This window comes from Phyllobacterium sp. K27 (assembly GCF_054796155.1).
Genome location: NZ_JBTWND010000004.1, coordinates 192,527 through 206,011 on the forward strand (window position 1 = coordinate 192,527; position 13,485 = coordinate 206,011).

Consider the following 13,485-nt stretch of genomic DNA (forward strand, 5'->3'; position numbering starts at 1 on the left):
TCGGCGTCTCTAGGCTTCTTGCGGTACGCGGCCATTTCAGTAAATCGGACCAGCGCCTCATTCGGACGATCCGCGTATGAAATGTCGTGAATCAGAACTCCGGAAACAGCTCTTGGAAGTGCGAAACATCAAACCCGATCACAAATCCTCTGTGGTTGTTTCCGTAGTGCGCCCACATCGGGGATACGACCGGCGACTTGGAAAAGCAGGTAGTGAGTAGCGACGGGATCTCTTGGACAACATCGCTATATGTCGCCAATAATTCAGATCCTTGATTGATGTCGATTCCGAGAAATAGTTCAAATGGATCGTTATAATCTTCTGGCAACGAGCACTTGATGCCCACATGACCATCGCGAACGAAAACGTGCTCAAGAGATCCCTCTGAGAAGTATTTAAAAATTATTTTCATTAGATAGTGCCGACCTCATTTTTCAGAGTGGTTATACTGCAAGCAACACTTCCGAAGAAGAGGCAGCAAATCGATCACTGAGTCCGCTTCCGGCGCAAAGCAGTCGTCGTTGGTTTGGTCGCTTCGTTCCTGTTTTTGCCAACCATACAACTATTCGGTACGAGGAAAACCAGTGTGCTCACTGCCCCTATCCTTTCAAGGCGACCATTGAATAGACACGACACAACAGGCTTTTAATTGGGATTGTAGATCTTCAGGCTACAATTAAAAAAGGCGAAAAATCGCCTGTTATCGGCATTTTCAAAGGAAGGTTTATCCGTAGTCTCCCACCCTGAACATAATCGCATCCTCAAAGCAGTGTTGAAGGGTGTCAACAGGGCCCAGCGTACAGCTGGAAGGGGTCGTCCAATCACAATGCTTGATCCTGTTTGCGTCACACTGTAACCATGTCATTCTTTGATTGTTATCGGGAGGATTTATCGTGGCAACAGGCACAGTGAAGTGGTTCAATTCGACAAAAGGCTTTGGCTTCATTCAGCCAGACAACGGTGGTGCGGATGTGTTCGTGCACATTTCGGCTGTAGAGCGCGCTGGGCTGCGCGGTCTGGATGATGGTCAAAAGATCAATTACGAGATGGTGAATGACAAGAAATCGGGAAAGATGTCGGCCGATCAATTGAGCGTCGACTAATCGCCATCGTTCGCCGTCCTGTCCAACTGGATTGCATTTTCCGCGCTCATGTCGCTTTCAGTTCTGATGGTGATGGGAAAGGGGGTAGAAGCGATCCGCCAAAATAAAAACGCCAATCCCCATATCAAGGAGACGTCCCTTCGATCTGAGTTCTTTGGCGGAATCTTATCGAAGTGCGCTGGCTGGCCACCATTATGCAAAGTTAAGACAAAAAAGAGCCGGACTGAAAAGCCCGGCTTTAATTGTGAAGGTTAAAAACCTCCAGAGGGGGAACAGCCGACGCGGAAAATTGGGAGGACGACCGCGTCGACTGATTGCAATGTAGGAATGCTGCTTGAGGGTTTCAAGCCAGATTGCGCAAAATCTTCTTTATTCTCAATGTCTTGATGAACAACGTGGGTCGCTGTTCCACCCTCAAAGCTTTGCTACCAGATCAAGACGGCCGGACAAGCTGCCTTCGAAATCTCCAAGGCTCTCGACCAGTGTCCGGCCAAGCGGCGTAGCCATGGTGAGTTGTTGTCGAGATGATTGAGCGTTCCTGTCGGAAAAAGGGAAACGGCTGGTATCGCAATGATAATTTCGAATAGGCGCATGAACCTGCCTGGATCAACTGTCGTCTGAAAGGTAACGGCCGAGCTGGATTTTCAGGTGCTCAACCGGTCGAGAACTTGGATGACCTCTGTCTATGGTGGTACTTCACTGGTAACCTTCCACTCATTCACTGCAAGCTTGGTAAAGGTTTTTTATGCAGGTGGGGTTCAGAACAGGTGTCAGCCTTGATGTGACGCGGTCCAATTGGGACGGTACCGGATATCGCCCTTTGGTTTGGACAGCCTGGTACCCGGCAAATGAAGGATCGACTACTGCTGTCCCCGCCGATGGATCGTGGTTTAGCAAAGAGCCTGTTGCAGCTAACGCACCTGCATGGCGTTCCGATCATGCCCTGCCTCTTGTTCTTCTGTCGCACGGAACCGGCGCTACAGCAGACGCATTGGGATGGCTCGCCCACCGGTTGGCCAGGCAAGGTTTCGTTGCCCTTGCGGTGAACCACCATGGCAACACAGGTTCGGAACCCTACCGCGCCGAAGGCTTCATATGTTTGTGGGAGCGAGCAGGGGATCTTTCTGCCATCCTTGATGACCCTTCCTGGCGAAGTGAGCTCAAAGTCGAGATCGCTGACAAGGCCTTCGTCGCAGGTTTTTCGGCAGGAGCATATACGGCTCTTTTGCTTTTGGGTGCACGTATCACATTTTCACAGTTCGAACCAGACAATCCGGTGAGGAGCCCGATCCGTGGACCCCGCGAGTTTCCCAACCTAGCTGACGAGCTGCCGAAGCTTGATCAGAATCCGGTATTCCGGACATCTTGGGAGCGAAGACAAAACGATTTTTCTGACAGCAGGATCGGGCGCGCAATCGCAATTGCTCCGGGCCGGTCCCTTCGCGGTTTCTCACAAAGCAGCCTGCAAGCCATAAAAGAACCCGTTCTGGTTCTGGCTGGTGACAAGGACACTGTCGCACCGCCGAATGAATGCTGCCGCTGGCTGTACGAAAACATCCCCGGCTGTGATTGTGAAATTCTTGGTGGTGGCGTTGGCCACTATACCTTCCTTGGAGAAGGATCAGAAATCGGCCGCGGGGCCGCACCAGAACTCTTTCTCGATCGCGAGGAATTGAGGCGAAAAGCGATCCACGATCAGGTCGCCGAGCAGGCCGCGGCGTTTTTCTTGTGAACCACCACGGCATGAAATGAGATCTCCGGATATTGGAGCCGAAAAAAATGACGATCAAGGCAATTCACCACGTTCAACTCGCGATGCCAGCTGGACAAGAAAACGCTGCCAGAGCCTTTTACGAAGGATTGCTGGGTTTGAACGAAGTAACCAAGCCGTCAAACCTTGCTGCCCGCGGAGGATGCTGGTTCGAAAACGGTGGTGTCAGAGTACACCTTGGCGTAGAGGCGAATTTCGCGCCAGCCAGGAAAGCCCATCCGGGTTTCGTCGTCGATGAACTTTCCAGTATATGCGCAACTTTGGAGAAAGCGGGCTTCCCGACTATTTCAGATGAACCACTGGAGGGATATTTGCGAAAGTATGTAAGCGATCCTTTCGGCAATCGTATCGAACTCATGCAGATCGCAGCGGCCTAGATGAGCGGCAGAGTTTCATCACGGATGCCACGAATTCCCTGGTGATTTATTGATGCGTCGATGGCAGATTTGGAAGATTGACCTTGCTCGTCCGGAATTAAATTACCGTCTGTTCCTGGCGAACATCTTAACCGGAATGCTGCTGGCAGGTGCGGCCCTCATAGGAACTTTGTGAATATATCCATTCAAGCAGAACGCCAACGCGAAGCTGTTATAGTCCTCACATTCGTCCAAGGTTGCTGATGCGTATAATATTAAGTTTCTCGGTTGTTCTCCTTACCATCCTCTATGGAGGAAATCTGCGCGCACAGCCTTGGGAAAGTGCTGATCCGGCGTCTACCGGCTGGTCTGTTGAAGGTTTAAAACAGGCTCAGACCTATACCGCCAGCCTGAAACCAACGGCAGCCATGGTGGTGCAAGACGGTAAGGTGATTGCCGCTTGGGGCGATGTTTCCCGCAAGGTGAATGTCGCATCGATCCGAAAAAGCTTGTTGAGTGCTCTTTTTGGGATCGCTATTTCTGAGAGGCGGATAAACCTCGGAACCACACTTGCTGAGCTCGGCATTGACGACAGGCCACCGTCACTCACCGATGCGGAGAAGCATGCCACGGTGCGCGATCTGCTCATGGCGCGATCCGGAATCTACCATCCAGCCGCCTATGAGACCGGCGACATGCGGCGCAACAGGCCCGAGCGCGGCAGCAAGCAGCCCGGTTCGTTCTGGTGGTACAACAACTGGGACTTCAATGCTCTCGGAACAATCTACCGGCAGCAAACCGGCGAGGATATTTTTCAGAGTTTTGCGCAACGCATTGCCGCGCCGATTGGCATGGAGGATTTTTCTCCAGCAGACGGCCGCTACGTAGCCGAACGCCAGTCGGAGCATTCCGCGTATCCGTTCAGCCTCAGCGCCAGAGATGCCGCGCGTTTCGGCCAGCTTTTTCTCAATGACGGCCGATGGAATGGCAAGCAGGTCATTCCCGCTGCGTGGGTAAAGGAGTCGACGACAGCCTATTCGCGCACGGAACGGGGCAGCATGGGGTATGGCTATCTCTGGTGGACGCTGAACCCGAAAGTGTTCGGCCCCGGTGCAGCGCTCGCATCGGGCTATGGTGGTCAAGCTATCGCCATCGTGCCGTCAAAGCGTCTGGTCGTCGTGCAGATAGTAGATACCGCGCAGAACGCCAAGGGTATGCGGACAAGCCATTTCATCAAGCTTTTGCAGCGCCTTGCCGTTGCAGCACCCTAACACGCAGATATGGGAGGATTGGCGCGGACGGAAGATTGGTTCAATGGGTGGAGCATTGCTGCATCAACGCTGCTTCACATAGGTTTATGCGTCCTCCTATTGCACTTGTTCGCTCCTCCAAAAATATCTTCCCAGCAGGAAGAAGAAGGTGTTCAGGCGGAACTGCCGCGACAGCTTTCGCTTCCCGAGAGGACAGAGGTCGTGCCGGACAAGCTTGAGGAGAACGCGGCTACACCCACAGTACCGCAAGAGCCCCAGCCTCATGATGAAACGCGGGCGATGGTGAAGCCATCTCATATGTTGTCCGAAAAGATACTTGCCGATCCGCGGAGCCGGAAGTCCCGGAGAGAACTGGCGACCCTTGCATCCGGCGATCAAATTGAGCAGCTCTGTAATCTCGAAGCCATGGCGCAGGTCGGGGCATGGAGCAAAGAATTTCGGCCTGAGCGCGTCATCGCCTATGCATTGGCAAACCCCAACCTGACAGCAAGCACGTTTTCAGCGGAAGGGGCGGCGCTGCACAGCAAACGGGAATCGTACAGGCTCCGCTTCAAATGCGAATTGACGCCTGATCACAAGAAGGTGGCGGCCTTTGAATTCCTGGTAGGCGACCCCATCCCGAAGGAGGACTGGACCGAGTACAACCTTCCCGATGAGGACGGGTCGCTTGATTGAGATCGATCACGAGTGGAGAACAGCGATTCCTCATCCAAATGCGGCACCGATAAATCGGACGAATCTTAATGGTGGCAAAACTCATGAAGTTTGAAAAGCTTGCGCAAGGGTGATCATCCCTACCTTCAGAACGCAGTCCGGTTGGGTTGTTCATGGGAAAACCGGAAGTGGCTGGCTTCGCAGCGCTAGCGGAAAGTCCAACGGAATAAGCCTGCGGGATGGTTCGTTGGCTGGGCGGAACGTCAGGGTCGTGTCCCGCAATGCGGTCAATCCCGACGCTTGCAATTCAATCAACCCAAATCGTCTGGAAAGGTAAGAGGTCAGCTAAAATCGCGGCTCAGGGGTGAGAAGTATGCCAGGGCCAGAATCGCACCCCACAATGTTGCCGACAGTTGCAACAAGGCCGTTCCGAAACCGGACGAGAGCGAAGGGCCGAGGAATGGTAGAGCGACGAATATAATGATGGTCATACAGGCTCCAAACCATCGTCCCCATTTCCTGAAAAAGAACAGAGCCACTGGCGGAACAACGATCGCAGCCAATGATGCTGCTGCAAGGGGTAAAAAAATCACTGGATTTACAGCAAAAGGAGGCAAAGCCTCCGTGGCATACGCTGCTGCAAGTTCCTCCGAAACTTGTGCAGGGAAGTAAACGGCGTCAACGGCTGTGGCGGCGAGCGTCGCAATGTAGCAAAGTATCAGAATGCGGAAGCGCGCTTTTGTCATAGCATAATCCATTGCAATTATTTTTATCTCCCGGTCGGCACTCGTTATGGTCCGGTTTTTTTGAAAGAAAGCTCACCTTATCCAAACAACCGCCCGTCAGTCTGAAGTCGTATCCGAGGGAAACGATCTTGCCGCTTTTGTGAGCCTTCGATGTAAACGATCATCGGTCGATGTCTCGTTCAACGCGGCTTTTATGGCTTTCTGCCCGGTCTTTCGCATCATCACGAGGCCAAAGATTGCTGCCTCACTGACCTTTTCATCATCAGTTCTCTTCAGGATGGCTATGTAAGCGGATGACAACCGCGGATCGTTCTGAAAGCGGTTGTTTATTCTCCTCATCAAATCAGTGATCTCATCCGCATCGTTGGAGGCCTGGAGCACGGCAAAAAGTTGTTTTCCCCCAGGTTCACCGGTTGCTAACAGTGCGGACACAAGCTCACCTCGTTCCTCTCCCCTGTGAGCCCGCTCGAATGCGCTGGCAAGAGCGGCGGCAACGCGCTCGCTGCCGTCGGTCTGTTTCCTCACTTTACCGGCAGCGAAACTCAATTCGACTTCTGTTCGCGCGGAAGCGAGGTCTTTCAAGGCAGATTCCAGCAAATCGTCGCTTTTTATGCCGGCCCTGTCGAGTGTTCGCGCAGCCGACTGGCGGGCGCCTTCATTGTCGGATTTAAGCAAATCCTGCAATTTTGCAATCGAGCGTTCGTTGAGTTCCGTATCGGCGAGCAAATGCGCCAGATCGCCACTGAACCTGTCATTGGTACTGCTGTAGAAGGCATTTAGAACGAGTGGTAGCGCCTCTTTTCCCTGATAAACGACCGCTGCGGATGTCGTGGCACGCAAGGCCTCGTTTTCCGTTCGCTCCAGCAGGGCAAGCAATCCCGGGCCGAATTCGGCCGGGTGGGGAGCTAAAACGCTGAAATTGGCAAGATTGGCTTCAAGTTGCGGATTTCTGGTCTCAAAAAGCAGTTTTCCCGTGAGAGAGACCAGCTCAGGCGGCAACTCGATTGCTTCACGTTTGAATTTCATCGGACCAACAATACTGGCGAGGAGATAGGTGAGCTCGATGCGCTCATCGTCATCCTTCGCTGTAGCAAGGCGTTTTGTCAGAGCCGGCAGAGCATCGCGGCCAAGAGCAATAATACTGCGCGTTGCAGCTAAATATGTTTCTTCGCTTTGGGCAGACGCCATCGCATCAAAAGCGTTCTGAACAGACGTTTCAACGGTGTCAGCCCAGGAGGGAAGGCTCGTGGATAGAAATACGGCAACCAGACAGGCGGGTAAAAAGGGGGGTTTCATAGTATGTGGGCGTTCCTGAATTTGAATTTTCCGAGAGCGGTGATGTGTAGCGAAAATCTCTGCGATCATTTCTATGGTCCAAGTTATCGAACTTAACGGTCATTGCGGTGCCACAAGGCGATGACCCAGAATAGTCCCGCGACAACGGCGCCATGAGCCGCCATCGCTGCAACACCAAGAATAATGAACGCCGGGGCTTCGTGATATCCTCTATCAAACGCGACCATCACACAGCACACGAATAATCCAAGCCCGGCGCCGCCCAGAACCACAGCCTTCAAACTCAGCCACCCGAGATATCGGGCGACGAAGAATGCGGGTATTCCAAGGATTAATGCGACTGGGTAGCTGAACATAATAATCGGAAAGCCACGGAATCCTCCCATGAGGAGGACTTGCAACACGCCGGACGCCAGTGGTGACAAAGCAAAACCGGCGATAATCCTTGCACCACCTATCACGACCCTACCCCGGAGTGCCCGTCTGGTGACCATTCGAGAGCCAGCAGGACCGTGACGCAAACGATAAGCATCCCGCCACTGGGGACGAACGAAAAAGATGTAGCCAGTTTCAGCATGCCAAGTCCTGCGCATACCAGGATCTGAATACCGGCCACCACCATCAGGATCGATCTGATATCACCGCGGGCGATATCAGGCCGGACGATCGAAATGAGCCGATGATAGGCGTAGACGAAAAGTGGAATGAGAGTAGCGGATAACGCCAGAGCTACTACGTTCAGTAGCCATGGGGCGCCGGACAGCAGTTCGGGGAGAAGGACAAAAGGAACGGCAATCAGATAGCCCGCAAGGGTATTGGCGAGAAATGGCGGCCAGAGCAGAACCGCCAGCGAAAGGGTCGGGCCCGCTTCACCATGCTTTCGGGATAGCAGCCTGTTAGCGACAACAATCATTGCAATCGCAAGAACGATGGCAATGACGGTAATCAGCCAGTCCACGACAGAGACCGCACCGAAGCGAGTCAGCTCGAACGAGGCAACGAATTCGCCTGGCAGTGCCCCGAGCAGAGGAATCGCCAAGAGCAACCAGACGCCATTCCCCAAGTTGGGTAAGCGCACCATGTCGGCCAGCCAGATCATCACCACAGAGGCACCCACGAACGATGCGATCCCAGCGACCATTACCCTGGGAGAGCCATCCACGAGCTCCATGGCCGCAAGCGCGCTCAAGATGCCGTAACCCTGTATGGCGGTGAGAAGGAGGACGATGGACTTGATGACCACGCTCATTCGGAAGGTATTGCCCGAAGAGACCGCCTGCCAGCGCGCTAAAGGGGGAAAGACCAGTTTCGCGATCTCCGCATAGGCGAGCACCGTGAAAAATGGAATGATCCCAAGGGCAAAGATCGAGAACCGCGCCATCGCACCGTTGGATGAGTAGGCCAACTGCTCGACCAGAGCAGCGGCATCGATGCCGGGCAATGGAATTCGCGAGCCGACAAGAACAACGACGACCGCCAACACGAGCGGAGTAACTGCTTGCCATAGCGAGTTCGCTGGCTTGGCGTGCGAAAGAGAATCAAAATTCATAAGAATGATCTTATTCGATTGTCACTTTGCCTTTATAGGCGAGATGAGGAATTTAACAAAATCAAAGGCGTCCTTTGTCCCTAAATCTGATATTTTGCCTTTAAATTCGAGATTCTTGCCCCTAAACCTGAGACAGGGTTCACAGGGGCGTTTGCGGCTGGCTGCGATGGATAGGGAAGGGGACCACGCCGGGGCGATTGGTGCTGAAGCAGCGCGGAGAGCGGTGACCTTGCGCCCCACTTGTTCAGGCGACCGCTTGCTTGTGACCGTCGACCGGATCGCTCGACAGATTGAGAACCGACGTCACGCCTCGACATCAAATACCATCGAACGAACTTGATTGTCGTCTCGTATTTAAGGGCAAAGAATGGCGTTTGTCGACGCCAAACGCGACAAATCTCGGAATTAAAGGCAAAGCGACAGCCGCTGGTGGCAGGAGCCTTCGTCAGGCGAATACATGCGAGGCGTCGGCTCGGTTCTGGATGGCGACACCCCAGTGACCTTCGAGCACGAAATGATGACTGTGGACGAGCACCGGCATCTGCGCATGGTCATCTATTTCCCGGTTGCGGGTCGCTGGAACCGCGCGTGAACTAGCTTGTCTGGCAGGGGTCAGAACAAAACCTGTCTGTCGATGAAGCAACGTTACATCAAACTTCAGATTAGGGCGAGATGCATCTTCAAGGTACTGTCACATTGATCTTCCGTAAACGGAAGGGTGGTAGTTATCCCGGATGACCCAGACATCCCCGACGTACAAGAACCATCGCTTCCCCATCGAAGTTGTCGCCCGGACGATCTGGCTCTACTATCGTTTCAATGTCAGTCTGCGCGAAGTCGAAGAGCTGATGCTTGAGCGCGGCATTGTCGTTTCTTATGAGACAATCCGGAGATGGTGTCGCAAACACGGTGCTGACTACATACGCCGCTTACACCACAAGCCAGCTTCACAGAATGACGTCTGGCATCTCGATGAGCGTGTGCCGCGAGGCACCCACAGCAATGTGGGAGCCGAGCTGCACGGAAGATGAGGGTATGGCCCCTCGAAACCGACCGTCAGGGGTAGGTTTCAAACCACTGCAAGCTGTGACGGTAAAGAGCCGTGGTGGTGAGCGTTGTAGAAAAGGCGGACGTTATAGTCCGTCAGGTGAGGTTTAGAGAGACGAGCGCAAGCGAACCGCTGATGACGTGTCGAAAAGTGCAAGATGATGTCGAAACCGGGAGGAATTCGTTAGCCCGGGACGAGTCTGGGGGGCGACCTGATTTCTGCCCAGGCGGCATCCGGCATAAAGGCGGCGTGACTCTTAACCAGGCTTTCGTGTGGAACGCGGGAACCTGTCGCTCCGATGTTAAGGGAGAAACCCAAGCAGGCGGTCCCTGCGAGGGTGAGATTACCAAAGCGGAGCACAGGGGCGGAGCAGCCCGTAGTAGTGCTGAAGGTCCTGTAATGGGGCTGGAGCGAAGGGGTTGCGTTGTTCAGCTCTGGAGCAAGGACAACCGGCGACGGGAGGATCCTCGTGGATAGAGCAAAGCCGTATACGATTCCGAAAAGGGAGGTGTGGGAAGCATATAAGAGGGTTAGAGCCAACCAAGGAGCGGCTGGTATTGACGGCCAGACGATTGCGGACTTTGAGGCTGATCTTACGAACAACCTGTACAAGCTCTGGAATCGGCTGGCGTCGGGCAGCTACTTTCCGCCGCCGGTGCGGCGGGTCGACATACCCAAGAGCGATGGGAAGACGCGCCCGCTGGGCATACCTACGGTCGCCGATCGCATTGCGCAGATGGTGGTCAAACGCCATCTGGAACCAGAGGTGGAACCTAAATTCCACCCGGATTCCTATGGGTATCGGCCCGGCAAATCGGCGCTCGATGCGATCGACGTGGCCCGGCAGCGATGCTGGCGTTACAACTGGGTTCTTGATCTTGATATCAAGGCTTTCTTTGATAGCATCGAACCGGATCTGCTGATGCGGGCCGTGCGCAAGCACACCGATTGCCCGTGGGTGCTTTTATACATCGAACGATGGCTAGAAGCGCCAGTGCAGATGCCGGACGGAAGTCTCGTCGCCAGAGAACGGGGAACGCCACAGGGCGGGGTGATCAGCCCCCTCTTGGCAAACCTCTTTCTTCACTATGCGTTTGACATGTGGATGTGTCGGAATTTCCCGGACATTCCGTTTGAACGGTATGCTGACGACGCGATCTGTCATTGTCGGACCGAGGATCAGGCGATGGCGCTTCAGAAAGCTCTGGACGCGCGGTTTACTGACTGCGGGCTGACGCTTCATCCTGACAAGACTAAAATCGTCTACTGCAGGGATGAAAGTCGGCGAGGTACTCACCCGGTCTACAAGTTCGACTTTCTCGGCTACACTTTCCGGCCGAGACTTGTGAGCAAGAAGGCCGGGGGCATGGGTGTTTCATTCGGTCCTGCGGCCAGTCCGACGGCGCTCAAGGCGATACGGGGCACCATCCGTAGTTGGTCCTTGCATCTTCGCAGTGACAAGGCTCTCGATGATCTGGCACGGATGTTCAACTCGTATATCCGCGGCTGGATCAATTACTATGGTCGGTTCTGTCCTTCAGCTCTCCAACCTACGCTCTGGAGCATCGAACGATACTTGGCTCGATGGGCTTCGGGAAAGTACAAGTCCTTACGTAGACACAAGCGGCGATCCCGACATTGGCTTTTGCGCATCGCGCAGCGCCAACCTCGGCTGTTCGCCCATTGGCCTCTGCTTCATGGATACGGCAGAACAATGGGAGCCGGATGATGCGAGAGTATCACGTCCGGTTCTGAGAGAGCGTGGGGGTGAAACTCCCCCGCGCCACTCGCCTTGCGGTGCGCATCAATGGCAAGCGATGCTGGTTGTGGCGGGCTGTCGATCAAGATGGTTGTGTTCTTGACGAGATCGTGCAGAACCGCCGCAACACCAAGGCTGCCAGACGTTTGCTGATGCGCCTGCTGAAGAAGCAGGGTATGTTGCCGAAGCGGATGATCACGGACAAGTTGCGCTCATACGGTGCGGCAAGGCGTCAGTTCATTCCAGGCGTCGAGCATCGCTCGCACAAGGGCTTGAACAATCGAGCCGAGAACTCGCATCTGCCGTTTCGAAAACGGGAGTGAATGCGCCAGGGCTTTCGTTCAATCGGAAGTTTACAGCATTTCGTTTCGCTGTTTTCCGCCGTCCGCAATCTCTTCGTCCCAGATCACACAAAACCTTCAGCCAATCAAATTCGCAATCACCGACAGCAAGCCATGGCTCAATGGAAAGCCGCCAGCGGCCAGATCGTCTGAAACAGTCAGCACGGGACTTGACGCGCTTGTCATTCAAACAAGGTGACAACACCATTGAGCCAGAAGATACGTCTTCGGGATCGCTGCGCGACCCCAGCATGCGATACGCCATGCCGAGGAGCGCCGATCTCGCATCTTGGACGGATGCGAGATCGCGTCATCGCTCGGAGGTCAACGGATCCCCTTGATCCACTGCGGCTGGAGCACTTCCACTTGCGGCGGCCCTTCGAGCAGTGGACTGACTTCCTGCTCGTAATCTGTATAGGCCTGCGATTTCAGGAAGGCGTTTGCTTCCTCAACGCTGTTGTAAACCTGGAAGGCGCAGATCCGGTCGGGATCGCTTCCGAACGAATATACATAGACCTCATGCCCTGCGTTGGCGTCGATCGCCGGCTGCATATGTTTCTGCCATACCTTCTGAACTTCCTCGCGCGCGCCGGGCTTGGTGCGGTGCTGAAGGAAGAGTGCTTGCTTGCTCATGTCGTATCTCCATTTTTCACTAGCGCTCTCGGAGACATCACGATCCCGAAGCAGGAGATGTGACACCTTGGCAACAAAACCTGCATAGCACGCTTAGGCTGCGCGCTACATCCGAAAGCATGCTGACGAGACCATAGAGTTCAGCTTCGAGTTCCTGGACGTCGATGGCTCCGGCGACACACTCGAAACGTTCATGTCCTTCGCAAACGACCTGTGGGATTCCGGCATCGCACCGATCCCGCACAATTTCTTCTGGGTTTCCTGGAACCAAAAGGTGCTTGATGATATGGTCTATACGGCCGCCTTCTGCGAGCACATCCATGGCGAGCAAGACAACAGCGTCATTGCTCTATCCGACCGCGCGGCTCGACGCTGAAACTTATGCAAGAGTTGCCAAAACCCGAACGGCAATACAATGTTGATCATCGACCAGTGATCTAGATGAAATGATGACATAGGGGGATTGTCGCCTTGAAACTCCATCCCACATTGGTGGCGATTCTCGCTTTCTCCGCCCCGGCGGCGGCCGAGACAACAGCGGTCCTTCAGAAAGACGTCGAGGGGCGCAGTCAAATCCTGCTCATGAACTCGATGCCAGACGGCCGCGAAGTGATGCTGATGGCATCGTGCCGGTCTTCCGAGCCGGAACGCATCACGGGGCTTGTCGATTTGGGCGCCGGTGCGAAGTGGGACCCGGTCGGTGAGGAAGTTACATTCACCCTGGATGGCCTATCGATTGGCCGCGAAATGATGACCAACCAACATTTTCTTATCCTTCCTGGAGAAGAAGGCAACGACACTTTTCGTGCCATTCTGGAGGCCGATGAAGTGACAGTCACAGGACCCGAGAATGTATCGGCCTCGTTCTCTTTGGCAAACGTCAAGCGGCACATCGAAGCGTTCAAACCGCTCTGTGCGAGCTGACATGCAGTTCAACGCGCGGATAATTGGGTTGTGA

The 13,485-nt window shown here is 54.3% G+C and carries 15 protein-coding genes and 4 pseudogenes; 13 read left to right on the plus strand and 6 right to left on the minus strand.

Annotated elements, in window-relative coordinates; translation table 11 throughout:
- Nucleotides 1–91: 91 nt before the first annotated feature.
- Nucleotides 92–412, minus strand: coding sequence for a DUF2971 domain-containing protein (locus ACYJL1_RS22395; RefSeq protein WP_460899347.1), 321 nt, complete (start codon nucleotides 410–412; stop codon nucleotides 92–94).
- A 481-nt stretch (nucleotides 413–893) separates the two neighbouring features.
- Between ACYJL1_RS22395 and ACYJL1_RS22400 the strand changes: the two genes are divergently transcribed.
- From ACYJL1_RS22400 to ACYJL1_RS22430, 7 genes and pseudogenes are all read left to right on the plus strand, one after another.
- Entirely contained in the window at nucleotides 894–1,103 is a 210-nt protein-coding gene (locus tag ACYJL1_RS22400) for a cold-shock protein (protein ID WP_336441617.1), read from the plus strand.
- Nucleotides 1,104–1,848: 745 nt separating this feature from the next.
- Nucleotides 1,849–2,835 carry an alpha/beta hydrolase family protein gene (locus tag ACYJL1_RS22405; RefSeq protein WP_460899348.1) on the plus strand — a complete coding sequence of 329 codons (987 nt, stop codon included), beginning with the start codon at nucleotides 1,849–1,851 and terminating at the stop codon, nucleotides 2,833–2,835.
- Nucleotides 2,836–2,882: 47 nt separating this feature from the next.
- Entirely contained in the window at nucleotides 2,883–3,251 is a 369-nt protein-coding gene (locus ACYJL1_RS22410) for a VOC family protein (RefSeq protein WP_460899349.1), read from the plus strand.
- A 61-nt stretch (nucleotides 3,252–3,312) separates the two neighbouring features.
- Nucleotides 3,313–3,426, plus strand: a pseudogene (locus ACYJL1_RS22415) (4-hydroxybenzoate octaprenyltransferase); the annotation flags it as partial.
- Nucleotides 3,427–3,493: 67 nt separating this feature from the next.
- Nucleotides 3,494–4,501: a serine hydrolase domain-containing protein gene (locus tag ACYJL1_RS22420; protein ID WP_460899350.1), complete on the plus strand. Its 1,008-nt coding sequence runs from the start codon at nucleotides 3,494–3,496 to the stop codon at nucleotides 4,499–4,501.
- 201 nt (nucleotides 4,502–4,702) lie between these two features.
- On the plus strand, nucleotides 4,703–5,176 hold the full coding sequence (locus ACYJL1_RS22425; protein WP_460899351.1) for a DUF930 domain-containing protein: 474 nt from the start codon (nucleotides 4,703–4,705) through the stop codon (nucleotides 5,174–5,176).
- A 106-nt stretch (nucleotides 5,177–5,282) separates the two neighbouring features.
- Nucleotides 5,283–5,428: pseudogene (locus tag ACYJL1_RS22430) on the plus strand (penicillin-binding transpeptidase domain-containing protein); the annotation flags it as partial.
- 68 nt (nucleotides 5,429–5,496) lie between these two features.
- On the opposite strand, the gene ACYJL1_RS22435 reads toward ACYJL1_RS22430, so the two are convergent.
- From ACYJL1_RS22435 to ACYJL1_RS22450, 4 genes are all read right to left on the minus strand, one after another.
- Complete coding sequence (locus ACYJL1_RS22435) at nucleotides 5,497–5,901, minus strand: hypothetical protein (RefSeq protein WP_460899352.1); 405 nt, start codon at nucleotides 5,899–5,901, stop codon at nucleotides 5,497–5,499.
- A 96-nt stretch (nucleotides 5,902–5,997) separates the two neighbouring features.
- A complete protein-coding gene (locus ACYJL1_RS22440) occupies nucleotides 5,998–7,197 on the minus strand; it encodes a hypothetical protein (RefSeq protein ID WP_460899353.1) in 1,200 nt (399 codons plus the stop codon).
- A gap of 92 nt (nucleotides 7,198–7,289) precedes the next feature.
- The gene (locus ACYJL1_RS22445) at nucleotides 7,290–7,658 is read right to left on the minus strand and encodes a hypothetical protein (RefSeq protein ID WP_460899354.1); all 369 of its coding nucleotides are present in this window, start codon (nucleotides 7,656–7,658) and stop codon (nucleotides 7,290–7,292) included.
- Nucleotides 7,655–8,746, minus strand: a complete 1,092-nt coding sequence (locus ACYJL1_RS22450; RefSeq protein ID WP_460899355.1) for a preprotein translocase subunit SecY — start codon at nucleotides 8,744–8,746, stop codon at nucleotides 7,655–7,657. The genes ACYJL1_RS22445 and ACYJL1_RS22450 overlap by 4 nt, the downstream gene beginning before the upstream one ends.
- A gap of 457 nt (nucleotides 8,747–9,203) precedes the next feature.
- On the opposite strand from ACYJL1_RS22450, the gene ACYJL1_RS22455 reads away from it, so the two are divergent.
- The 4 genes and pseudogenes from ACYJL1_RS22455 to ACYJL1_RS22470 form a co-directional block, all read left to right on the plus strand.
- A complete protein-coding gene (locus ACYJL1_RS22455) occupies nucleotides 9,204–9,338 on the plus strand; it encodes a hypothetical protein (protein WP_460899356.1) in 135 nt (44 codons plus the stop codon).
- 142 nt (nucleotides 9,339–9,480) lie between these two features.
- Nucleotides 9,481–9,729 (plus strand): annotated as a pseudogene (locus ACYJL1_RS22460) (IS6 family transposase); the annotation flags it as partial.
- Nucleotides 9,730–10,263: 534 nt separating this feature from the next.
- Nucleotides 10,264–11,523, plus strand: coding sequence for a group II intron reverse transcriptase/maturase (ltrA, locus tag ACYJL1_RS22465; RefSeq protein WP_460899357.1), 1,260 nt, complete (start codon nucleotides 10,264–10,266; stop codon nucleotides 11,521–11,523).
- 80 nt (nucleotides 11,524–11,603) lie between these two features.
- A pseudogene (locus ACYJL1_RS22470) lies at nucleotides 11,604–12,047 on the plus strand (IS6 family transposase); the annotation flags it as partial.
- 171 nt (nucleotides 12,048–12,218) lie between these two features.
- Here the strand turns inward: ACYJL1_RS22470 and ACYJL1_RS22475 are convergent.
- On the minus strand, nucleotides 12,219–12,527 hold the full coding sequence (locus ACYJL1_RS22475; protein WP_460899358.1) for a putative quinol monooxygenase: 309 nt from the start codon (nucleotides 12,525–12,527) through the stop codon (nucleotides 12,219–12,221).
- 193 nt (nucleotides 12,528–12,720) lie between these two features.
- On the opposite strand from ACYJL1_RS22475, the gene ACYJL1_RS22480 reads away from it, so the two are divergent.
- Nucleotides 12,721–12,903: a hypothetical protein gene (locus ACYJL1_RS22480; RefSeq protein ID WP_460899359.1), complete on the plus strand. Its 183-nt coding sequence runs from the start codon at nucleotides 12,721–12,723 to the stop codon at nucleotides 12,901–12,903.
- A 95-nt stretch (nucleotides 12,904–12,998) separates the two neighbouring features.
- Nucleotides 12,999–13,451 carry a hypothetical protein gene (locus tag ACYJL1_RS22485; protein WP_460899360.1) on the plus strand — a complete coding sequence of 151 codons (453 nt, stop codon included), beginning with the start codon at nucleotides 12,999–13,001 and terminating at the stop codon, nucleotides 13,449–13,451.
- Nucleotides 13,452–13,485 lie beyond the last annotated feature (34 nt).

Bases quoted from the DNA above. Each gene is read 5' to 3' on its own strand.
- ACYJL1_RS22450 (WP_460899355.1), bottom strand. From the start codon at position 8,746: ATGAATTTTGATTCTCTTTCGCACGCCAAGCCAGCGAACTCGCTATGG.
- ACYJL1_RS22455 (WP_460899356.1), top strand. From the start codon at position 9,204: ATGCGAGGCGTCGGCTCGGTTCTGGATGGCGACACCCCAGTGACCTTC.
- ACYJL1_RS22440 (WP_460899353.1), bottom strand. From the start codon at position 7,197: ATGAAACCCCCCTTTTTACCCGCCTGTCTGGTTGCCGTATTTCTATCC.
- ACYJL1_RS22475 (WP_460899358.1), bottom strand. From the start codon at position 12,527: ATGAGCAAGCAAGCACTCTTCCTTCAGCACCGCACCAAGCCCGGCGCG.
- ACYJL1_RS22410 (WP_460899349.1), top strand. From the start codon at position 2,883: ATGACGATCAAGGCAATTCACCACGTTCAACTCGCGATGCCAGCTGGA.
- ACYJL1_RS22405 (WP_460899348.1), top strand. From the start codon at position 1,849: ATGCAGGTGGGGTTCAGAACAGGTGTCAGCCTTGATGTGACGCGGTCC.
- ACYJL1_RS22480 (WP_460899359.1), top strand. From the start codon at position 12,721: ATGTCCTTCGCAAACGACCTGTGGGATTCCGGCATCGCACCGATCCCG.
- ACYJL1_RS22395 (WP_460899347.1), bottom strand. From the start codon at position 412: ATGAAAATAATTTTTAAATACTTCTCAGAGGGATCTCTTGAGCACGTT.
- ACYJL1_RS22435 (WP_460899352.1), bottom strand. From the start codon at position 5,901: ATGACAAAAGCGCGCTTCCGCATTCTGATACTTTGCTACATTGCGACG.
- ACYJL1_RS22420 (WP_460899350.1), top strand. From the start codon at position 3,494: ATGCGTATAATATTAAGTTTCTCGGTTGTTCTCCTTACCATCCTCTAT.